Origin of the sequence: Leeia speluncae, from assembly GCF_020564625.1 — a bacterium.
Taxonomy (GTDB): Bacteria; Pseudomonadota; Gammaproteobacteria; order Burkholderiales; family Leeiaceae; genus Leeia; species Leeia speluncae.
On sequence record NZ_JAJBZT010000001.1, the window covers coordinates 519,639 to 540,891 of the forward strand.

Here is a 21,253-nt window from a genome sequence, read left to right on the forward strand (position 1 = left end):
TGTTGAGTCTCCATTTCTGTCTATCGATCATTTACGACTTGGAAAGCAATTGATGAAAAAGATTTTCATATCACTTGGCGTGATATTGAGTACGGCTTTGCTGTTGTCTGCTTGTCATTCTGAAGACCCGAATTCTCCTGTTTCAATGCGTAAGCACGTATTTAAACAAATGCTTTCCTCAAAGGAAGTGTTGTTTAAAATAGCGAGTGGTCAAAAGGGTTTTGATGCAAAGTTGGCGTTGACTGAGGTGAATGCGCTAAACGCACTTTCCGATCAGCCTTGGAAATACTTTAGTGAAGAGTTTAAATCTGCAGGAAATGGTGCAGCTAAAGATAATGTTTGGACGAACAAGGCATTGTTTCAGCAAAAAGTAACTGCATTTAAAGGGGCTGTTTCAAATATGAAGCAAGTGATGGCGGCAGATCGTGTGGATTTTGTTACCTTTAAAAAGGCATATCACGACCTAGAAAATACCTGTGCCCAGTGCCATCAGCAATTTAGAGATTTTTGATAAAAAATATGCTATAAAAATAACCGTTTTTACTAGCTGGAAACGGTTATTTTTTTGGAGACTGTAAAAGAAAAAAGCCAGCTTTTCAGCTGGCTTTTTAATTGGCGTCCCCACGGGGATTCGAACCCCGGTTACCGCCGTGAAAGGGCGATGTCCTAGGCCTCTAGACGATGGGGACAGTAACCTGTCTTCGTTAAAAAAAACTGATTTGAGGCATTCAGTTTTTTCCTCTTGTGGAGGTAAGCGGGATCGAACCGCTGACCTCTTGCATGCCATGCAAGCGCTCTCCCAGCTGAGCTATACCCCCTTGCGAAGAAACGAGATTATGCATTAGCTAAAAGTTTTTGTAAAGAGGTATTTGAAAAATTATAGACCTTTTACAGCGTAAATTCCTGGGGCGTTGCGCCAATACCCTTTGTAGTCCATGCCATATCCAAATAAGAAGCGATCTTGTACAGAAAGCCCAACAAAGTCAGCGTGTGCACCATCGGCTTTTCGATTGTGTTGTTTATCAATCAGCACCGCTACTTTTACGCTAGCAGCCCCTGCTGCTTGGCAGGATTTTACAATTTCAACTAGCGTGTTGCCTTCATCTAAAATATCGTCAATGACCAGAATGTTTCGACCGCTTAGGTCCGCTTTAGGAGGTACTTTCCATAATAGTTTTCCACCACTTGTCTCATCTCCATAGCGTGTAGCATGGATATATTCATACTGTAGTGGAAAATTTAAATGGGTAAGTAACTGACCCGCGATGATCAGTCCACCGTTCATGACACAGAACACTATTGGGTTACTGTCTGCCATGTCTTCGGTAATTTTCTCCCCCATCTTTGCTATGGCTGCGTTGATCTCCGCTTGTCCATGCAACAGGTCTGCTTCCGCCATTACTTGGCGTGCTTCATCGATTGAAAATGTCATGATGGAAATTTCACAGAAAACTTCAATATCGTATTTTACTGGAAACTCCTACCCCTAATGCAAGGTTGTTTATTAATTTTTCTTACGTGTTTGATTTGGGCACGTATCACATTGATTTTCTTTACACAGTCCTGCTTGTTGTAAACCTTCAAGGAGTGCACAAGTAGAGCGGCGGCAAGCGAGAATAGGGATCGACTTTTCTTGTGCAAGCATGCGGAAATGTCTCATCACATTGTGGCCAACAAAGTCGGTAAATAGAATCAAAATGTCAGTATCTTTTGGTAAGCCTGGTAGCTTGCGCTGGTGAGAAGCGTTTCTCCCTGAAATATGTTTCAAAATACCTATTCCTTGATTGGCTAGTAAGCCTGGAATGTTTCCTAGTGTATCGGCACCAACTAATATTGCATTCATTGAAAATCCTCCTTTTTATTTATTAAACGATAATCATTATCATTTGTCAATTGATTATCACCAACTTTTCATGCGTTTGTACTTGCGGCTAGATTCAGAATGTACGATGCTTAAGGCATGGGAACTGCTTTAAATAAGGTGCAAAAATGATTGATGCAAATTTTGGTGAAATTAAATTGGCTGCGACTGGTGAAAAGTCGATTTCTCTCAATGATTTAACAGGCCAATGGATCGTTCTTTATTTTTATCCAAAAGACAATACGCCGGGATGTTCAACAGAAGGAGAGAATTTTCGCGATTTACATCATGAGTTTGAATCGTTAGGTGCGGTTGTTTTGGGCGTGTCGAGAGATAGCATCAAGTCTCATGAAAACTTCAAGTCAAAAATGACTTTTCCTTTTGATTTATTGTCAGATTCTGAAGAATTGTTATGTAATGCTTTTACTGTCATCAAAATGAAAAACATGTATGGCAAACAGGTAAGAGGTATTGAGCGTAGTACTTTTATCATTTCTCCATCTGGAGAAGTAGAAAAGGAGTGGCGAGGCGTCAAAGTTCCTGGGCATGTAAATGAGGTATTGGAGTTACTAAAAAATCTATCAGTTTCGTGACTGGTATTCAAAATCTCCTCTTGAAAGGTAAGAATATGGCTACCACAAGGAAGTCCAGCAAGAAAAAAAATGTAGATATTAAGCTGTTCGTTCTTGATACCAATGTCTTAATGCACGATCCAACCAGTCTTTATCGGTTCGATGAGCATGATATCTTTGTGCCAATGATGACGTTAGAGGAGTTGGATAACAACAAGAAAGGGATGTCTGAAGTTGCGAGAAATGCACGTCAGGCTAGTCGATTTCTTGATCAGATGGTTGGAAATGTAGAGCACATTCTCACTGAAGGTATTGCACTTTCAGAGCATTCTCAAGGCGCGGCTTCAGGTAGGCTCTTTTTGCAAACAGAACCACTGGTTCCTGTTCAATCCATGACGATGTCGATTGGCAAGGCAGATAATTTAATTCTATCTGTTGTGCTGGCACTCAAGGAAAAGCATCCGACTAGACAAGTGATCCTTGTCTCGAAAGATATCAACATGCGGATTAAGGCTCGTGCAATGGGCCTTTCTGCTGAAGATTATTTCAATGATAAGGTACTTGAAGATACTGATCTGCTGTACACCGGCATGCGTGAACTCCCTGCTAACTTTTGGGAGACGCATGGTAAAGATATGTCTAGTTGGAAAGAGGGTAATCGTAGCTTTTATAAACTTAAAGGCCCAATTTGCAAAACATTGGTGGTCAATGAGTTTGTGTACCATCCAAATGACGGGGGTGAGTTTGCAGCCATTGTGCGCGAGCAAAGTGGCTCTACTGCTGTCCTAGAAACGCTGACAGATTATTCTCATCAAAAGAATAATATCTGGGGGATTACAGCGCGAAATCGTGAGCAGAATTTTGCTTTGAATTTGCTCATGGATCCTGAGATTGATTTCATCACTTTACTGGGTCAAGCGGGAACAGGGAAAACCTTACTCACATTAGCGGCTGGTTTAGCGATGACATTAGAGAAGAAAATTTTCTCTGAAATTATCATGACCCGGGTGACGGTGCCAGTTGGTGAGGATATTGGTTTCTTACCAGGTACTGAAGAAGAGAAAATGACCCCTTGGATGGGCGCGTTAGAAGATAACCTCGATGTGCTTAATAAGTCCGATCAAGATGCGGGTGAGTGGGGGCGTGCAGCTACTAGGGATTTAATTCGTGCAAGGATTAAAGTGAAATCTTTAAACTTTATGCGTGGACGAACATTTCTAAATAAGTTGGTCATTATCGATGAGGCGCAAAACTTAACTTCAAAACAAATGAAGACACTGATCACCCGTGCTGGTCCTGGCACTAAAGTGGTATGTCTTGGTAATATTGCTCAGATTGATACCCCGTACTTAACCGAGGGTAGTTCTGGCCTTACCTTTGTGGTGGATCGCTTTAAAGGATGGGCCCATTCTGGTCATATAACCTTGCAAAGAGGTGAAAGATCTCGTCTTGCGGATTACGCTGCTGAAGCACTGTGATTTTTTTCTTGTATAATGTGTAATTGTTTGGCCGGCCTTCGCCGGCCAATTCTTTGGATGAACAGACACTTCTGAACAGGTTGACGAGATGAGTATTCTGGCAGTCTTTAATCAAAAGGGTGGCGTAGGTAAAACAACCACTTCATTTAATCTTTCTGCCGCGATGCGTCGGGATAATGTTCATCCGTTGTTGCTAGATTTAGATCCGCAGTGCCATTTGACTATGTTGGCAGGGGTGCAAACCCAATTAGGTACTTCTTTGTATGGATTTTATAAGGAAGGTAGACAGCTAACCGATTTAATTCGACAGTTGCCAAATGGCTTTAATCTCATTCCATCACATATTGAATTATGTAAGATGGACATGTTGCTTGGTCGTGAGCCAAGAATTGCAACGAAATTAAGAAATGCCATTCGTTCTGAAATGTTAGAAACACCTGACATGCCAATTGTTTTTGACTGTTGTCCGATGCTTGGCGTGCTTTCTATAAATGCCCTTGTTGCTGCAGAACGTGTGTTAGTCCCAGTTGCTGCTGACTACCTCTCTTATCAAGGTGCAGTTCAACTTTCTCATACTTTGACGGGGTTGGAGCATGCGCTGAAACGCAAGTTTAAACGCCGTTATCTAATCACGAGATTTGATAAAGATCGTAAAACCTCACAGGAAATTGTAGATAAGCTTCGTGATACGTTTGGGGATGATGTATGTGATACGGTCATTAGTGAGAGTGCTCCACTGGCCGAAGCATTACTGCTTGGTAAAGACGTTTTTCAATACGATGCAGCAAAAGCGGCCGCGGATGAGTATACTAAATTATTCGAAGAGTTAGTCGGATGTGGCTTTTTGCCAATTGGTGACTAATGCTTACTTCAATTAGGCATGGCGATCAGTTTGTTTTAACCAGTTTTCAATTCCTCGCCATGCCTCTCTATCTCTTGTGAATCGCTGCGCGGGTAAGTCGAATAAGGTTAACCCTCTTGGCAGGGTTTGAAGATAGAGTTGTGTGTCTCGAATAGTAGCGAGTAATGGTAGTTCTTTATCTCGAATAAACTCGGTCAGCTTTTGATGGCTCTGAGTTCTGACATTTTGTCTCATTGCCACAACGCCAATCTGCAGCTTCCCTTTGCGGATTGTCTTATGATCTAGCACTTTTTCCAAGAATTCTTCTACCGCCCACATATCAAACTGTGATGATTGAATGGGAATAATCATCTGGTCGACGGTTTGAATAAGTTGATCTAGTTTCTTTCCATGTAATCCAGCAGGACTATCTAGTACAGCTATCTCTGTTTCTTTTGGTAGCTTAGCCGGACCGTTTTCTTGAATTTCCCAGCTATGAATTTCTGGCAGATTATCGGGTCGGTGCGATAGCCATCTGAGGCTGGACTGTTGACGATCTACATCTCCCAACATGGTTTTTTTGCCTTGCCATGCATACATGGCAGCAAGATTGGTTGCGAGCGTTGATTTGCCACTACCACCTTTAGGGTTTGCGATGAGAATTTTACGAGTGCTCATAATGTTTTTCGCTCGTAAACTGATTGCGCGAGTGTGCCGGTATCGACGTATTCTAACTCGCCGCCTACGGGCATGCCTCTCGAAATTCTCGTCACAAGAATGGAAGATCGTTTTAGCATCTCGGAGATGTAGTAGGCCGTTGCTTCACCTTCTGCAGTGTAATTGGTTGCCAAGATTACCTCTTCAACAATTCCATCTTTCGCACGGGTGAGAAGGCGATCAATTTGTATATCATCTGGTCCAATGCCATCTAACGGGGAGATTTTCCCTTGTAGCACGTAATAAAGACCAGAATGGCATTTTGCCTGTTCCATTCGATTTAGGTCTGCAGGCATTTCAACAACACAAAGCTTTGTTGCATCACGATCTGCATCGAGACAAAGTTCACAAACCTCAGTGTCGCTATAGTTATTACACCGCTTGCACTGCTTTAGTCCATCTAATGCCATGTTCAAGGAAAAGGCTAGACGCCGAGCCCCTTTTTGGTCTCGCTGAAGTAAGTGGTAAGCCATTCTCTGTGCAGATTTTGGACCAACCCCAGGAAGGCACTTTAACGAATCAATTAGTTCGTTCAGTATACTCGGCGTGCTATCTTTCATTGTGGTCTTAGAATGGGAATTTCATGCCTGGTGGTAGGTTTAAACCTGCACCAAATGAAGCCATTTTTTCGTCTGATGTGGTTTTTACTTTGTTCAGGGCATCATTTAACGCGGCTGTGATTAGATCTTCCAGCATTTCTTTATCATCTTCGTCGCCAGACATAAGGCTAGGATCAATATTGACACGTTTGACTGCGTGATGACATGTCATTGTTATTTTTACCATACCAGCACCGGCTTGACCTTCTACTTCGATCTGGCCTAGAGATTCTTGCACTTTACGCATGTTCTCTTGCATCTGCTGGGCCTGTTTCATGATATTGCCTAGGCCACCTTTAAACATTTCTAAATCTCCTAACCGAATAGATAATTACAACTGCAAACTTTATTTCTTCATTTCAATGCTCAGCATATAAGTCCAAATCATTGAAATTCAATCTTGTTAGCCAATTGGCGTGACGCTATCATCAATTAGCCTTGCCCCTGCATGTTCTGCTAAAAAACTAACCACCGGGTCTGTCAGTATTGCTTGCGTGGCAGCTTCTAGGCGTTCTGCTTTTGCTTTGGCCTCTAAATGAATGGGAGCAGGGCCTTCGGACTCACCTAACTCAATCCGGATGATCACTTTTTTACCTAGCCACGCCCAAAGACTTTCCTTAACTTTTTCTTCTTGAAGTCTTAAAGGTTGTTGATTAGCAGGTAACTTGAATGTCCACTCTTCGTCATTTCTGCTGATTAAGGACATGTGTTTTGCGAGCATACTCGCCATGCCAGATAAGTTCAGTTCATTGACTATTTGTTGCCAATCTTCCGCGTTTTCCAATGCTAGTTCTGGGATTTGCACTGGCGCTTCTGGTTGTGGTGCTTGCCCGGATTCAGGATTTGTAACTTCTTGGATATCTTCAGCAGAAATGCTGACGGCCTCTAGTACTTCCGAAGATGAATTAACTTCTGCCATTTGATCAATGGTTATTGTTTCATTCGGCACGCTGTTTGATGAGTCGACTACAGGTACATTTTCTGTAGTTGGAGCGTTATCTTCCCAAGGGGCAGCTGGCGGTGAAGATATATCTGAGGGCTCTTCGCTGCTTGTGATGACGGCACTATGTGTAGGCGTAACGGTGACTTCTGATTTTGACGTCACGTCAGAACTTACTGCTTGAGCTGTGGGTAAGATTGTCTCTGGCAAGTAATTTGCAGGTTTAAACGCAAGCATTCTCATGATTGCCATCGTAAACCCTGCATATTCATCAGGTGCTAGCTCGAGCTCTTTTCGCCCATGAATTGCAATTTGATAATAAAGCTGTACATGTGCAGGTGGAATCCGCTTCGCCAATTTGATTAAGTGATCATAATCGGGCGACGTGTTATCAATCGCTGCAGGTACGGTTTGAGCAAGGGCCGTTTGATGAAGAATCAGCGCCAAGGATTGAAGTGCTTGATCAAAATTAATTGATCTAGCCTGCATTTCTTGAGCTTCACGAATCGCTGCTGAGCCAGCCCCTTCGCAAACAGCATTTAAGACGTTAAAGAGATGCGTATTTTCAACGGTACCTAGCATGCCCTGAACTGCATCAACGGTGACGTTTCCTAAACCGTAGGCAATCGCTTGATCTAGTAAAGACAGCGCATCGCGCATACTACCTTGTGCGGCTTGCCCAATTTGTATTAATGCACTGTTTTGGAACGTGATGTTTTCAGCGGTCAACACATGCGCTAAGTGCTCAGAAACCACTGAAGGAGGAATTTGCTTTAAATTAAATTGAAGGCAACGACTCAAAACCGTTACTGGCACTTTTTGTGGGTCGGTCGTTGCAAGAATAAATTTTACATGTGCAGGCGGCTCTTCTAGTGTTTTTAGCATCGCATTAAATGCACTTTTAGAAAGCATGTGCACTTCATCGATGATATAAACTTTAAAGCGGCCTGCAGTTGGCGCATATTGAGCGTTTTCAAGTACTTCTCTGATATTATCAATACCAGTGTTACTTGCCGCATCGATCTCTAACAGGTCAACAAATCTGCCTGTATCAATTTGCTGGCAGGCGTTGCAGGTACCACATGGGGTATCTGTCATACCGACTTCACAGTTTAGAGATTTCGCTAAAATACGAGCAAGCGATGTTTTGCCAACACCGCGAGTGCCGGTAAATAAATAAGCGTGATGCAACCTACCTGTTTGTAGGGCATTGGTGAGCGCGCGAACCACGTGGTCTTGCCCAACTACTTGAGCAAAGTTCTTGGAGCGCCATTTTCTAGCAAGTACTTGATAAGTCATAGACCTGAATTCTACCAGAATCACACACGAAGCGAAGACGCTCACGCACGTTGTTATTTAAAGTCGTAGATTAAATTTCAGAAATCATCGAGTTTTTAGCTATTTTGGCAGTTTTTCGACTATAGTTGAAATAACTATCCAAAATAAATATTAAATGAATCACGTGATACTTCTATTGCGGCAGTAATGGAAACTGATTTTTTCTCAAGCAAAGGCTAACAGGGTAAGTGATTACTAAGCGTACTCTTTCCATCCGCCAAGCAATCTTTTTTGTGATTGCCATGGGGTTGCTGATTCCAGCACTGGTCAGCAGCGTTATTTCTTTGCGTTATTCCCAAATAGCTCTCCGTAAAAACCTTGAGTCTCAAGGGCAAATCATGCTCGATAATTTGGTTGTTTCTTTAGAGCAACCTTTATGGGATATGAGCTTTGCAACGGCTGAGCGTCTGGTTGATTCATTGATGCGGGATACGCGTATTGTTCGTGTGACGGTGACAGATGCAAATTTTGGGAAGTTTGTCGATCGTTTTAAACCCGAGAGAAAGCGGGCGACACAGTGGCAAGAGCAAAAGACGATTGTGCATGAAGGTCAGTCGATTGGACGCGTTTTATTGGTCTTGGATGATGAGCAACTACATAAAGATTTGAATGCTCAAATTACCGGGATTTGGGTGCTGATTATTGGCCAATTGTTCATATCATTGGCCTTAATTAGTTGGTTACTACAAATACGTTTGGTTAAACCACTTGTTCAGTTGATTAATGACTCGAAGCGCCTTGCTTCTGGCGCTTTAGATTTGTCGTTCAATTGGACCCGAAGCGATGAATTAGGCATGTTAGGTAATAGTCTTGAGTTTACCCGCCAATCAATTGAAAAGATGGTGGGAGAACTCGAGGAAAAGAATAAGCAACTTAACTCGGATATTCAGGCTAGAAAGCAAGTGGAAGAAGCATTGAGGGCTTCTGAACATCGCTTCCGGACGCTAGCTAGTAATGCCCCCGTAGGTATTTTCCGTGTCACTGCTACTGGGCGTTGCTTGTTCATTAATAATTACTGGACAGGCCGTACCGGCATTTCTGTTGAAAGTGTGATTGGTTCTGACTGGACAGAGTTGGTTGTAGAGACTGAGCGAAGCCGAATATTTGATCTTTGGCATCTGCATTCGCGTGATAAGTCTGCCTTTATGACTGAGTTTTTAGCGGCGACAGTTTTGGAAACCCCATTTTGGGTGGATTGTAAATTACTCCCCCTTCTGGATGATCAAGGAAATTTGACTGGCTATATTGGCACATTGACGGATATTTCTGAGCAAAAGGAAGTAGAGACAATTCTTTTAAAAGCGAAAGAAAGTGCAGAAGCGGCAAACGCTGCAAAAAGCGAGTTCCTGTCTAATATGTCTCATGAATTACGCACGCCAATGCATGCGATTTTGTCCTTTTCTGATATTGGCGAACGTCGAGTGGAAGAGGTTGGGGCGGATAAAGTTCGTCAGTACTTTTCAAAAATCAGAATTAGCGCCCACCGCTTACTCAGCTTGCTAAACGATTTGCTAGATTTGTCTAAACTAGAGGCAGGCCGAATGACATACCTTCGCAGACCTTCTAGCTTAGCAAAGGCAACGCATGAGATTCTTGATGAGTTCCAATCGTTAGCGTTATCAAAGAAAGTACCGCTTAAACTTTTACCTATAGATGATGAACCGGTTGTGTTAATCGATCAGCAGCGTATGAAACAGGTGATAGCGAATATCGTTTCTAATGCGTTGAAATTTGCCCCGGAAGAGTCGACGATCGAATGTGTGCTAACGAAGAATTACAAGATTGACGGGAAAAAAGGTTTGCTGCTTTCTATTTCTGACCAAGGTCCAGGTATTCCGTTGGAGGAGTTGGAGCTAATCTTTGATAAGTTTATCCAAAGTAGTCAAACAAAAACAGGCGCAGGAGGTACTGGCTTGGGTTTATCAATCTCTCGGAAGATTGTTGAAGACCATGGTGGAAAAATTTGGGCAAGTAATCAGACTGAACCTGCAAATGGGGCTATATTCTATGTATGGTTACCAGTAACGGAAAGTAAGGACGAAGTGATCGAGATCTGATCATTTTTGATGACCTTGGCTATTTTTGTGCACTACAATGGTGCGTGAAAATAAGTAATGGTGCTAGCAAAACACGATTTTGTGTTCGCTTGATGGATGGCATGTTTATTGCATAGTGTTTATGTATAAAATTGCCAATAGACCGATGTCTCGTCATTCAAATGAATTTAAACGATATGCCAAATATTTTGTCCGCTGAGCTAGCCTCGCGATTTTCATCTCTGATTGCACCCAAACATATCACGAGGGTAGAGAGCTTTTTTCAACCAGTTTTTGGGTTGGCACACAAGCATATCATCGGGTTTGAGGCTTTGCTGCGAGCAGGTAATGATGCTGGTGAATGGGAGGAAACGGCATCGTTAATTGCTGATGCAGAAAAACTTGGTTTGGCTGATGCCTTAGATGAAGTTGGGTTAGACGCACATATTGCAGCTTTCAAAGCAACTAATTATGCATCCACTTGGTTGTATCTAAACATTACAACGCAAGTGTTTTTGTCCGATGATTTTGCCAATCGTATTTTACCGAATGCACTAAAGAAGCATCAGTTCCCGGCAGGTAGCTTGGTGCTGGAAATTACGATTGATACCGATATTGATACAGATCATTTTCTAAATGTGTTCAAAAAGTACCGTGCATTAGGTTGTATGGTCGCAATTGATCAGTTTGGAACGGGTCGTGGTTCTGTTGATTTGGTTTGGCAAATTCAGCCTGATATTGTAAAGATCGATAAAAACCTCTTGGCGAGAGCGGCGACAGATCAAAGAACACATAGTTTGTTAAAAGGTTTGGTGGCGTTACTGCATGAGTCCGGTTCTTTGATCGGTATTGTTGGCGTAGAAACTGAACGACAAGCGATGGTTGCTATGCAAACGGATTGTGACTTTGTGCAAGGATTTTACTTTGGTAAACCACAGGCACAGATTGATATGATCCATGAGCAAGCCGAAGTGTTCGATCAACTTTGGCAAAATTATCAGCGCATCGATATCGAAACTAGTACTGAGCATCGTGAGCGTTTAAGCCCATATGTCGATGCCTTTAGATTAATTCCTACTCACATGATGATGAATGGTGTGCCTTGGGAATCTGCTGCGAAAGATTTTCTAAAGCTTGCAGCGTCTGAACTTTGTTTTGTGTTAGATGCAGATGGTAAGCAAATTGGTGAGTCACTTCGGAGTGATAGTCGTCAGACTGCTAGCCCAAAGATCAATAGGCTACAAGAAACTGCTGGTGCTAGTTGGTTACGTCGTTCGTACTTTAGAGATGCAATGCACGCGGTGGGTGAGTTACAAATTTCTCGTCCTTATTTATCGTCAAGCACGGGGCGGTTCTGTGTCACCTTGTCGATTGCATTTGAGTCTGGTGGCCAGACGATTGTGCTTTGTGGTGATATCGACTGGGATCAAACGAGATAAAATACGATTGTTCTAAGATAAAGATCACTAAAACAAAGTGAAGCTTTTGATTTGATCGAGATTAAAAGGGTACAATCTTATCTCTGTACGGGTAAAACACCTGTTATGAAAGTAACAGGTGTTTTTTTATGCCAAATTCGAATGAAAATATTGGCTTAACAGCATTAAAAGTTTGATTGTGGAAAACAACATTCAGCGAATTCCTGTGTTGGCCGTTGTTGGCGTAGGGCTAATTGGCGGTTCATTTGCTTTAGCAATGAAAAAGGCTGGTCTGGTCGATAAAGTGATCGGCGTTGGACGTGGCTTGGCCAATTTAGAAGATGCGCTTCATCATGGTGTAGTGGATGAAATAACGACCGACCCTGCTTCGGCTATTGCTACTTGCGATTGCTTAATGCTGGCGACCCCTGTGGGGCAGTTAAGCCATCTTTTCCCTTTGGTTGAAAAGCATTTAAAGCCAACAGCAATTGTTACAGACGCGGGTAGTACAAAAGGCAATGTTGTTGGGTTCGCTCGCGAGCATTTAAAGGATCGATTGCCTAATTTTGTGCCTGGACATCCAATTGCAGGTGCCGAATTTAGTGGTGCGAAAGCGGCTAAAGAAGATTTGTATCACCGCAAACATGTGGTTATTACGCCTTTAGCTGAATCATCTATTTCCGCAGTAGCGGCAGTGTCTGCTTGGTGGGCGGCGACAGGTGCTGATGTCAGATCGATGACGCCTGAGTTGCACGACCAAATATTTGCAGCAGTAAGTCACTTACCCCATGTATTGTCATTTGCCTTGGTGGATATGTTGGCGAATAGAACAAATGGCAGTCTCTTTTTTGACTTTGCAGCAAGCGGATTCAGAGACTTTACACGTATCGCAAGTAGCCACCCTGAAATGTGGAGAGATATATGTCTCGCAAACAAATCAGCCTTGCTACAAGAAATGTATGATTACCAAGCGCAGTTGAGTAAGATCACTGCTTTATTAGAAGCCGCAAATGGCGCTGAAATCGAATCCATTTTCGCGACAGCTAGAGAAGCAAGAAATGCCTGGCTTCATCAAAAGCAACAATCATTATTGAAATAATTACAACGGGTTTAAAAAAATGAGTGATTTGGAATTTTTGGATCTTGCGCCTATTCAATCGGTGAAAGGTACCGTTGTATTACCTGGGTCAAAAAGTATTTCTAACCGCACACTGTTGTTGGCAGCATTGGCTGAAGGAAAGACCGAAGTAAAGGGCTTACTCGCTTCTGATGATGTGCACTACATGCTGGAAGCACTGAAAACGTTAGGTGTGAACTGGACTCAACAGGGCGAATCACGAGATTTTATTGTTGAAGGTGTTGCTGGAGCGTTACCTGTTAAATCGGCCGACTTGTTTTTGGGTAATGCAGGAACCGCTTTTCGTCCGCTAACGGCGGCATTGGCTTTGGGTGCGGGAACCTATCGTTTATCAGGTGTGCCGCGGATGCATGAGCGCCCAATTGGTGATTTGGTCGATGCGCTTCGACAATTAGGTGCGGATATCGCCTATGAGCAAAATGAAGGTTATCCACCTTTGGCAATCAAACCTGCCAATATCGCAGCGAATGGTTCTGTCAAAGTAAAAGGCAATGTGTCTAGTCAGTTTTTAACAGCGTTATTGATGGCCTTACCTTTAACTGGTGAAGCCGCGACTGTCGAAGTGGTTGGCGAGTTGATTTCTAAGCCATACATTGAAATTACATTGAATCTAATGAATAAATTTGGTGTAACGGTGACAAGAGATGGGTGGGAGAAATTCCATATTGCTGCTGGCCAACGTTACGTGAGTCCAGGACTAGTGCATGTAGAGGGGGATGCTTCTAGTGCGTCTTATTTTCTAGCGGCTGGCGCAATGGGATTGGGGCCTGTTCGTGTGGAAGGCGTTGGAAAAGAGAGTATTCAGGGGGATAAGCGTTTCGCTGAAACGTTAGAACAAATGGGTGCTCAAATCATCTGGGGTGATAACTGGATTGAAGCAAGTGCGCCCCTAAATGGGCAATTAAACGCAATTGACGTGGATTTAAACCATATTCCAGACGCAGCAATGACAATTGCTGTTGCCGCGTTAAAAGCAAATGGAACCACCACCATTCGCAATATTGCTAGCTGGCGAGTCAAGGAAACCGATCGCTTGTCTGCGATGGCGACAGAGTTGCGAAAAGTTGGTGCATTGGTTGAAGAAGGGGAGGACTATATTTCTGTTACCCCTCCAGAAGCATTTATTCCTAATGCAGCAATTGATACTTATGATGATCATCGAATGGCAATGTGCTTCTCACTAGTGGCGCTTGCAGGGGTACCTGTTCGTATAAACGATCCAAAATGTACCGCAAAAACCTTCCCAACCTACTTTGATGTGTTGGCAGGAATCTGCAATTAATTTGTGCGACTGCGCAACTGAAATAAAAAGGGCTGTGCTCAAAAAGCTGGGCAAGCCCTTTGTTTTTTAAGATAAAATACTCAATGTTTGCCAATCTTCTATTGGCTTTATTACTTTTGTGACCAAAATGACTCTTCTGCAATTATTAAATCAACGTGTTAAAGCCGCTCTAGAAAAAGCCGGTGCCCCAGATGCACAGCCAATTGTTCAACCTGCTGCTAAGCCAGAGTTTGGCGACTACCAAGCCAATGGTGTGATGGGGGCTGCAAAGCAACTGAAGAAGAATCCTAGAGAGTTAGCGCAAACCGTTATTGATTGTTTGGATTTAGAAGGTATTGCGAGTGAGGTATCGATTGCTGGTCCTGGGTTTATCAATATTCGCTTGGATAATGCCTTCTTAGCGAAATTAGCTAATCAAGCATTGGTAGATGAAAAGCTAAGCGTGTCCACTAGCCAGCCACAAACAATTGTGGTTGATCTGTCTTCGCCGAATTTAGCGAAAGAAATGCATGTAGGGCACCTACGTTCTACGATTATTGGCGATGCGTTGGCTAGAACACTAAGCTTTATTGGCCACCGTGTGATTCGCCAAAATCACGTTGGCGATTGGGGTACTCAGTTTGGCATGTTAACCGCGTATTTAATTGAGTCTGGAAATACCGAGAGTGCAGATCACGCACTGGAAGATTTGGAAGACTTCTATCGCAAAGCTAAAGTTAGGTTTGATGAGGATGCTGCTTTTGCTGAACGCGCACGCGAATATGTGGTGAAGCTACAAGGTGGTGACACAGAAGTGTTGGCGCTTTGGAAGAAGTTTGTGGACGTATCTTTGTCGCACTGTGAAGCAGTGTATGAAACCCTTGGTGTCGATTTGACACGTAAAGATGTGATGGGGGAATCTGCTTACAACGAAGATTTACCACGTGTTGTTTCAGAATTAAAAGCTAAAGGCTTGTTAACGGAAGATGCCGGTGCACAAGTGGCTTTCTTGGACGAGTTCAAAAATAAAGAAGGCGAACCCGCTGCTTATATCGTACAAAAGCAGGATGGTGGCTATCTCTATGCAACAACAGACTTAGCCGCTGTTCGCTATCGTGCGCATACGTTGAAAGCAGATAGGGCATTATATGTGGTGGATGCTCGCCAAGGTTTACATTTCCAGCAAATGTTTACGTTGGCTAAAAAGGCTGAGTTTGTCCCGTCAGAAATGCAATTAGAACATGTTGCATTCGGCACCATGATGGGTGAAGACAATAAGCCTTTCAAAACTAGGTCTGGTGGTACTGTCAAACTGGCAGAATTGTTAGTGGAAGCAAAAGAACGCGCTTTTGCTTTGGTATCTGAAAAGAATGAAGATCTATCTGTTGAACAGCGTCAAGTAATTGCAAATGCAGTCGGTGTTGGCGCTGTAAAATACGCAGATTTAAGCAAGCATCGCACTAGTGATTATGTCTTTAACTGGGACACAATGCTTGCATTTGAAGGTAACACAGCACCGTATTTGCAATATGCTTATACCCGTATTCAGAGTATTTTCCGCAAAGCTGAAGTGGAATACGCGCAAGCTTCCATTGACGTGAGCGAGGTTGCTGAGCATGGTTTGGCGTTAACCTTGGCACAATTCCCTGATGCAGTGGAAAGTGTTGCAAGAGAGGCTTGCCCACACTTTATGTGTGCCTATTTGTACCAACTAGCGACTCAATTTATGCGCTTCTATGAGGCCTGCCCGGTATTGAAGGGGGAGGAACAAACCCAGAAGAGCCGATTAAAGCTTTGCCAGTTGGTTGCAGAAACATTAAAAACTGGTTTGGGATTGCTGGGTATTGATGTGCTAGAAACCATGTAAGTTAACGATTTATTTTCTAAGACGGGGTGCAAAGCGCCCCGTTTGTACTTCTTGCTTAATATGACCTGTTAAAGGGTGAGTATTGGAATCCTGCCTAGGATTCCTTATGTTAGGAACATAAGCTGATGAATGAACCAGTTCCCATTATTGCAATTGACGGACCATCCGCTTCAGGTAAAGGTACCGTGGCTCAAATCGTCGCCCAAAAGTTAGGGTTTCATTTTTTAGATTCAGGCTCTCTATATCGTCTTGTTGCGCTAACGGCCATTAATGCTGGGTGTGCTTTAGATGATGAAATTACGATTGCAGAAAAAGCCAAATCTTTGGATGTAAAGTTTGAGCAAGGAAAAATCTTGCTTACAGGAGAGGATGTCACTGAAACCATTCGGCAAGAGCGTATTGGAACTTCCGCGAGTAAAATCTCGGCGTTGCCTAAGGTGCGTGATGCATTAACGCAACGTCAACGCGATTTTGCCAAAGCGCCAGGATTGGTTGCAGATGGACGAGATATGGGCTCTGTGATTTTCCCAACTGCGCAAACAAAGATTTTTCTGACCGCATCTGCAGAAGTGCGCGCGGAAAGAAGATATAAGCAGTTGATCACAAAGGGAAATAGTGCTAACCTAGACGACATTCTTAAAGATATCCGGGATAGAGATGTCCGGGATAGCTCAAGAGCCGTTGCTCCATTAAAGCAACAAGCTGACGCCTTACTACTAGACACATCAGACATGACCATTGAGACCGCTGTCCAATTTGTGCTTGATGCCTATTTAGGTAAATAGGTTTCTTACTGCTCCCGAGCCAAGAAAAAAACTTTGCCCAATTGTGGGTATTGGTTCTGTTTTTCTCAAAAAACAGACGTTATTAACTAACAGTTGTCGCAAGACAACACTCCTAGGTAATTATCTCATGTCAAATGTAACCTCTGCTGCCGTGGATTCTATGGAAAGCTTCGCCGCCCTGTTCGAAGAAAGCCTTCAACGTCAGGAAATGCGTGCTGGTGAAGTGATCACTGCTGAAGTGGTAAGCGTTGACCACAACTTCGTGGTTGTTAACGCAGGCCTTAAGTCTGAGTCTTTGATTCCAGTTGAAGAATTCAAGAACGACAAAGGTGAAATCACTGTTAACGTTGGTGACTTCGTTCAAGTAGCGATCGATTCTCTAGAAAACGGCTTCGGTGAGACCAAACTGTCTCGCGATAAGGCTAAACGCCTAGCAGCATGGCTGGATCTAGAAGTTGCTCTAGCTGAAAACAAACTGATGTCTGGTATGATCAGCGGCAAAGTCAAGGGTGGCTTGACTGTTATGATCAACGGCATCCGTGCTTTCTTGCCAGGTTCATTGGTAGATATCCGCCCAATCAAGGATACCTCTCCATTTGAAGGCAAGCAGATCGAATTCAAAGTGATCAAACTTGATCGCAAACGTAACAACGTAGTTGTATCACGTCGTGCAGTGTTGGAAGAAAGCCAAGGCGCAGAGCGTCAGGCATTGTTGTCTAACCTGAAAGAAGGCGCGATCGTTAAAGGTATCGTTAAGAACATCACTGATTACGGTGCGTTCGTTGATCTTGGCGGTATCGATGGCTTGCTACACATCACTGACTTGGCATGGCGCCGTGTTAAACACCCATCTGAAGTGTTGGCTGTGGGTGATGAAGTTGAAGCTAAAGTATTGAAGTTCGATCAAGAGAAGAACCGTGTTTCTCTAGGTCTGAAACAACTAGGTGACGATCCTTGGATCGGTCTATCTCGTCGTTACCCACAAAGCACTCGCTTGTTCGGTAAAGTAACTAACTTGACTGACTACGGTGCGTTCGTTGAAATCGAACAAGGTATCGAAGGTCTAGTTCACGTTTCTGAAATGGATTGGACTAATAAGAACGTTCATCCATCTAAAGTGGTTGCTTTGGGTGATGAAGTTGAAGTCATGATCTTGGAAATCGACGAAGAACGTCGTCGTATCAGCCTAGGTATGAAACAGTGTATGTCTAATCCATGGGATGACTTCGCTGCTAACTACAAAAAAGGCGACAAGATGAAAGGTACTATCAAGTCAATTACTGACTTCGGTATCTTCATTGGCTTGCCTGGTGGCATCGATGGCTTGGTACACCTATCTGACTTATCTTGGACATTGGCTGGTGAAGAAGCCGTTCGTTCATTCAAGAAAGGTGACGAAGTTGAAGCCGTTGTTCTGTCTATCGACGTAGAGCGCGAGCGCATTTCTATGGGTATCAAACAGTTGGATGGAGATCCATTCAACAACTACATCGCTATCAACGATAAAGGCGCTGTAGTTAAAGGTACCGTTAAGTCTCTAGATGCTAAAGGCGCGGTTGTTACACTTGATGGCGATGTAGAAGGTTACCTACGTTCTACTGAAGTTTCACGTGAGCGCGTTGAAGACATCCGTACCGTGTTGAAAGAAGGCGACGAAGTTGAAGCGTTGATCATCAACGTTGACCGCAAAAACCGCACTATCAACCTGTCAGTAAAAGCTAAAGATATGGCTGAAGAGTCTGATGCAATGAAGTCTCTGGAAACTGCAGGCAATGCCGGTACTACCAGCTTGGGCGCTCTGCTGAAGGCTAAACTAGATGGTCGTTCTGAGTAATCAGTTTAACGATTAGCGATTAGCTAGTGTGTTAGTTTGGGCTCTGTGCGAAATGTTCAGAGCCCAAATCTTGAGTCTTATGTTTTATTGAGCAGGGGTCACATGACAAAGTCCGAGTTGATTGCGAAGCTCGCGATGCGTTATCCGCAACTTGTGGCCAAAGATGCCGAACTTGCGGTAAAGGCAATTCTGGATACCATGGCACAAGGCCTGGCTGAAGGACAGCGAATTGAAATACGTGGCTTTGGTAGTTTTGACCTTAACTATCGTCCTCCGCGTTTAGGTCGCAACCCTAAATCGGGGTCAAAGGTAGAGGTTCCGCCGAAGTACGTGCCACACTTTAAAGCTGGCAAAGAGTTGCGAGAACGAGTTGATGCCGCTATTTTGCCGGATGATTTTTAATTTAGCGTCATTGACAAAAAATGCTCATAGACAGTGAATTGATTTGATTGATTTACGCTGTAACTGAATCAAGTTGATCAGTTGTATTCGATACCAGACACACAGTGTCTGGTATTTTGTTTTCTAAAGTAGGGTAGGTATCTTGCCTACATCACGTAGATTATTTGAAATGGGTGCTATTTCGGATTCATTCAACTAGTTATCCTGAATTATAATCTGACACCTTTCTATATCGGAAAATCGATCTCATGCCATTACTTACGCTAGATAACGCGCAATTAGCTTTCGGACATTGGCCACTTTTAGATGGCGCAGAACTTGTCCTAGATAAAGGTCAGCGTATCGGTTTAATTGGCCGTAATGGTGCGGGTAAATCGTCGATGATGAAGGTGCTCTCAGGAAAACAGGCATTAGATGATGGCAAACTGTGGGTTTCTCCAGACGCAGTGATCTCCTTTGTGCCGCAAGAGCCAGTCTTCCAAGATGGCCATACTGTGTTTGAGGCGGTGTCAGAAGGTTTGGGTGACTTACAAAAAGTATTAGTAGACTATCATCACATTACCCAACTAATTGCGACAGATTCATCCGAAGTGAATTTAGAAGAAATGCAACGGTTGCAGCATTTGCTGGAGTCGCAAGATGGATGGCGCTTTAATTCGCTCGTTGATACAACCATCTCTCAGTTGGGTTTAAGTGCAGACACCTTGATTTCTTCCTTATCTGGTGGCTGGAAGAAGAGGGTCGCGTTGGCTAGAGCCCTAGTTGCTGAGCCAGAGGTGCTATTGCTCGATGAGCCAACCAACCATTTGGATCTATCTGCTATTCAATGGTTAGAATCGCTTTTATTGACTTTTTCTGGTGCGATTCTGTTTATTACGCATGATCGTCAGTTTCTGGACAATGTCTCTACCCACATTGTTGAATTGGATCGCGGCCGTTTGGCGAGCTTTATAGGTAATTTTTCTGCTTATCAAATTAAAAAAGCAGAAATGTTAGAGGTTGAAGCGATTCATAATGCGAAATTCGACAAGTTCTGGAAAGAGGAAGAGGTCTGGATTCGTAAAGGAATTGAGGCACGCCGTACGCGTAATGAAGGCCGTGTTCGCCGTTTGGAAGAGTTACGCCGTGTGCGCGCGCAAAGAAGAACGCAGCAAGGACAAGTCAATCTGCAGTTAGACGCTGGTGAGAAATCCGGAAAACTAGTGGCAGAACTAGAGAATGTGAAATTCTCTTATGGTGATAAGCCGGTCGTTAAAGATTTTTCAACTCGCATTCAGCGTGGAGATCGTATTGGTCTGATAGGGCCAAACGGGATTGGTAAAACAACCTTACTTAAGCTGATTTTAGGAGAGATTACGCCTGAAGCGGGTAAGGTGAAGCAAGGTACAAACCTAAATATTGCCTATTTTGACCAATTTAGAACGCAGTTAGATGAAAATGCGACGTTGACCGATACCATCAGTCCCGGTAGCGAGTTTATCGAGATTGGCGGCAGTAAAAAGCATGTCATTAGTTATTTAGAAGAATTTTTATTTCCACCAGCACGCAGCCGTTCGCCAGTCAGTTCACTATCTGGTGGAGAGCGAAATCGCCTGCTGTTAGCTCGTTTATTTGCTCGCCCTGCGAATGTGCTAGTCCTCGATGAGCCAACTAACGACTTAGATATTGATACCCTAGAGTTGCTAGAAGCGCTTTTATTAGATTATCCGGGTACCGTTTTCTTAGTTAGCCATGATCGTATATTCCTTGATAACGTTGTGACGAGTGTGATTGCATTTGAAGGGAATGGCATCTTAGAAGAGTACGTTGGCGGCTATTCTGATTGGCTAAAATTTAAAGCTGACCAAGCGCTGAATGCTCAAGTGATTAAGAAGTCGAGCGTTGAGCAGAAAACCATGCAAGAAGGGCGTCAAAGAACACGTGCCACCAAGCTTTCTTTCAATGAAAAGCGCGAACTTGAACAATTACCGGTCGAGATTGAATATCTTGAACAAGAGCAGCAGGGCTTACAATCCATGCTGATGGATCCAGAGATTTATCGGACTGATCCAAAGGGGGCAGCGAAGGCGCAAGCCCGTATTGAAGAGATTGAATTGTCGTTATTAGAAAAACTCACGCGTTGGGAGTCGCTAGAAGCAAAGTCAAACGCTTGATCATCATGTTAAT

19 protein-coding genes and 2 tRNA genes are annotated in these 21,253 nt (G+C 43.4%); 13 read left to right on the forward strand and 8 right to left on the reverse strand.

The genetic code is table 11. The features are described 5' to 3' along the window. The first annotated feature begins 52 nt into the window (after nt 1-52). A complete protein-coding gene (locus LIN78_RS02505) occupies nt 53-511 on the forward strand; it encodes a c-type cytochrome (protein ID WP_227178131.1) in 459 nt (152 codons plus the stop codon). Nucleotides 512-613: 102 nt separating this feature from the next. On the opposite strand, the gene LIN78_RS02510 is transcribed toward LIN78_RS02505, so the two are convergent. From LIN78_RS02510 to LIN78_RS02525, 4 genes are all read right to left on the reverse strand, one after another. Continuing rightward, a tRNA-Glu gene (locus tag LIN78_RS02510) sits at nt 614-689 on the reverse strand. A gap of 56 nt (nt 690-745) precedes the next feature. Next, nucleotides 746-818, reverse strand: a tRNA-Ala gene (locus tag LIN78_RS02515). Nucleotides 819-877: 59 nt separating this feature from the next. Next, entirely contained in the window at nt 878-1,432 is a 555-nt protein-coding gene (locus LIN78_RS02520) for a hypoxanthine-guanine phosphoribosyltransferase (protein WP_227178132.1), read from the reverse strand. A gap of 72 nt (nt 1,433-1,504) precedes the next feature. Next, entirely contained in the window at nt 1,505-1,843 is a 339-nt protein-coding gene (locus tag LIN78_RS02525; protein WP_227178135.1) for a DUF2325 domain-containing protein, read from the reverse strand. Nucleotides 1,844-1,989: 146 nt separating this feature from the next. Between LIN78_RS02525 and LIN78_RS02530 the strand changes: the two genes are divergently transcribed. From LIN78_RS02530 to LIN78_RS02540, 3 genes are all read left to right on the forward strand, one after another. Next, nucleotides 1,990-2,454, forward strand: a complete 465-nt coding sequence (locus LIN78_RS02530) for a peroxiredoxin (RefSeq protein WP_227178137.1) — start codon at nt 1,990-1,992, stop codon at nt 2,452-2,454. 35 nt (nt 2,455-2,489) lie between these two features. Further along, nucleotides 2,490-3,911: a PhoH family protein gene (locus tag LIN78_RS02535; protein WP_227178139.1), complete on the forward strand. Its 1,422-nt coding sequence runs from the start codon at nt 2,490-2,492 to the stop codon at nt 3,909-3,911. An 88-nt stretch (nt 3,912-3,999) separates the two neighbouring features. Beyond that, complete coding sequence (locus LIN78_RS02540; RefSeq protein WP_227178141.1) at nt 4,000-4,773, forward strand: ParA family protein; 774 nt, start codon at nt 4,000-4,002, stop codon at nt 4,771-4,773. A gap of 12 nt (nt 4,774-4,785) precedes the next feature. On the opposite strand, the gene LIN78_RS02545 is transcribed toward LIN78_RS02540, so the two are convergent. The 4 genes from LIN78_RS02545 to dnaX form a co-directional block, all read right to left on the reverse strand. Next, complete coding sequence (locus LIN78_RS02545; protein WP_227178143.1) at nt 4,786-5,430, reverse strand: nucleotide-binding protein; 645 nt, start codon at nt 5,428-5,430, stop codon at nt 4,786-4,788. Next, entirely contained in the window at nt 5,427-6,029 is a 603-nt protein-coding gene (gene recR, locus LIN78_RS02550; RefSeq protein WP_227178145.1) for a recombination mediator RecR, read from the reverse strand. Before recR ends, LIN78_RS02545 begins: the two co-directional genes overlap by 4 nt. Nucleotides 6,030-6,036: 7 nt before the next feature. Further along, nucleotides 6,037-6,372 (reverse strand): YbaB/EbfC family nucleoid-associated protein, encoded by a 336-nt coding sequence (locus LIN78_RS02555; RefSeq protein WP_227178147.1) that lies wholly within the window; start codon nt 6,370-6,372, stop codon nt 6,037-6,039. 99 nt (nt 6,373-6,471) lie between these two features. Next, the gene (gene dnaX, locus LIN78_RS02560) at nt 6,472-8,307 is read right to left on the reverse strand and encodes a DNA polymerase III subunit gamma/tau (protein WP_227178149.1); all 1,836 of its coding nucleotides are present in this window, start codon (nt 8,305-8,307) and stop codon (nt 6,472-6,474) included. 227 nt (nt 8,308-8,534) lie between these two features. Here dnaX and LIN78_RS02565 point away from each other — a divergent pair, with 227 nt between their 5' ends. From LIN78_RS02565 to LIN78_RS02605, 9 genes are all read left to right on the forward strand, one after another. Then, nucleotides 8,535-10,403, forward strand: coding sequence for a sensor histidine kinase (locus LIN78_RS02565; RefSeq protein ID WP_227178151.1), 1,869 nt, complete (start codon nt 8,535-8,537; stop codon nt 10,401-10,403). Nucleotides 10,404-10,564: 161 nt separating this feature from the next. Further along, a complete protein-coding gene (locus LIN78_RS02570) occupies nt 10,565-11,821 on the forward strand; it encodes a sensor domain-containing phosphodiesterase (RefSeq protein ID WP_227178153.1) in 1,257 nt (418 codons plus the stop codon). A 178-nt stretch (nt 11,822-11,999) separates the two neighbouring features. Further along, the gene (locus tag LIN78_RS02575; RefSeq protein WP_227178155.1) at nt 12,000-12,899 is read left to right on the forward strand and encodes a prephenate dehydrogenase; all 900 of its coding nucleotides are present in this window, start codon (nt 12,000-12,002) and stop codon (nt 12,897-12,899) included. A gap of 28 nt (nt 12,900-12,927) precedes the next feature. Further along, complete coding sequence (aroA, locus tag LIN78_RS02580; RefSeq protein WP_373307731.1) at nt 12,928-14,220, forward strand: 3-phosphoshikimate 1-carboxyvinyltransferase; 1,293 nt, start codon at nt 12,928-12,930, stop codon at nt 14,218-14,220. Between the two features lie 127 nt (nt 14,221-14,347). After that, complete coding sequence (gene argS, locus LIN78_RS02585) at nt 14,348-16,066, forward strand: arginine--tRNA ligase (RefSeq protein WP_227178159.1); 1,719 nt, start codon at nt 14,348-14,350, stop codon at nt 16,064-16,066. A 125-nt stretch (nt 16,067-16,191) separates the two neighbouring features. Next, nucleotides 16,192-16,851, forward strand: coding sequence for a (d)CMP kinase (cmk, locus tag LIN78_RS02590; protein ID WP_227178161.1), 660 nt, complete (start codon nt 16,192-16,194; stop codon nt 16,849-16,851). A gap of 160 nt (nt 16,852-17,011) precedes the next feature. Continuing rightward, nucleotides 17,012-18,685 carry a 30S ribosomal protein S1 gene (gene rpsA / locus LIN78_RS02595; RefSeq protein ID WP_227178305.1) on the forward strand — a complete coding sequence of 558 codons (1,674 nt, stop codon included), beginning with the start codon at nt 17,012-17,014 and terminating at the stop codon, nt 18,683-18,685. A gap of 102 nt (nt 18,686-18,787) precedes the next feature. Beyond that, entirely contained in the window at nt 18,788-19,087 is a 300-nt protein-coding gene (locus LIN78_RS02600) for an integration host factor subunit beta (RefSeq protein WP_227178163.1), read from the forward strand. Between the two features lie 248 nt (nt 19,088-19,335). Then, nucleotides 19,336-21,240, forward strand: coding sequence for an ATP-binding cassette domain-containing protein (locus tag LIN78_RS02605; RefSeq protein ID WP_227178165.1), 1,905 nt, complete (start codon nt 19,336-19,338; stop codon nt 21,238-21,240). Nucleotides 21,241-21,253: the final 13 nt, after the last annotated feature.

Excerpts from the sequence above, each read along its gene's own strand:
- LIN78_RS02505 (WP_227178131.1), top strand. The coding sequence starts at position 53 with ATGAAAAAGATTTTCATATCACTTGGCGTGATATTGAGTACGGCTTTG.
- LIN78_RS02520 (WP_227178132.1), bottom strand. The coding sequence starts at position 1,432 with ATGACATTTTCAATCGATGAAGCACGCCAAGTAATGGCGGAAGCAGAC.
- LIN78_RS02525 (WP_227178135.1), bottom strand. The coding sequence starts at position 1,843 with ATGAATGCAATATTAGTTGGTGCCGATACACTAGGAAACATTCCAGGC.
- LIN78_RS02530 (WP_227178137.1), top strand. The coding sequence starts at position 1,990 with ATGATTGATGCAAATTTTGGTGAAATTAAATTGGCTGCGACTGGTGAA.
- LIN78_RS02535 (WP_227178139.1), top strand. The coding sequence starts at position 2,490 with ATGGCTACCACAAGGAAGTCCAGCAAGAAAAAAAATGTAGATATTAAG.
- LIN78_RS02540 (WP_227178141.1), top strand. The coding sequence starts at position 4,000 with ATGAGTATTCTGGCAGTCTTTAATCAAAAGGGTGGCGTAGGTAAAACA.
- LIN78_RS02545 (WP_227178143.1), bottom strand. The coding sequence starts at position 5,430 with ATGAGCACTCGTAAAATTCTCATCGCAAACCCTAAAGGTGGTAGTGGC.
- recR (WP_227178145.1), bottom strand. The coding sequence starts at position 6,029 with ATGAAAGATAGCACGCCGAGTATACTGAACGAACTAATTGATTCGTTA.
- LIN78_RS02555 (WP_227178147.1), bottom strand. The coding sequence starts at position 6,372 with ATGTTTAAAGGTGGCCTAGGCAATATCATGAAACAGGCCCAGCAGATG.
- dnaX (WP_227178149.1), bottom strand. The coding sequence starts at position 8,307 with ATGACTTATCAAGTACTTGCTAGAAAATGGCGCTCCAAGAACTTTGCT.
- LIN78_RS02570 (WP_227178153.1), top strand. The coding sequence starts at position 10,565 with ATGAATTTAAACGATATGCCAAATATTTTGTCCGCTGAGCTAGCCTCG.
- argS (WP_227178159.1), top strand. The coding sequence starts at position 14,348 with ATGACTCTTCTGCAATTATTAAATCAACGTGTTAAAGCCGCTCTAGAA.
- cmk (WP_227178161.1), top strand. The coding sequence starts at position 16,192 with ATGAATGAACCAGTTCCCATTATTGCAATTGACGGACCATCCGCTTCA.
- rpsA (WP_227178305.1), top strand. The coding sequence starts at position 17,012 with ATGGAAAGCTTCGCCGCCCTGTTCGAAGAAAGCCTTCAACGTCAGGAA.
- LIN78_RS02600 (WP_227178163.1), top strand. The coding sequence starts at position 18,788 with ATGACAAAGTCCGAGTTGATTGCGAAGCTCGCGATGCGTTATCCGCAA.
- LIN78_RS02605 (WP_227178165.1), top strand. The coding sequence starts at position 19,336 with ATGCCATTACTTACGCTAGATAACGCGCAATTAGCTTTCGGACATTGG.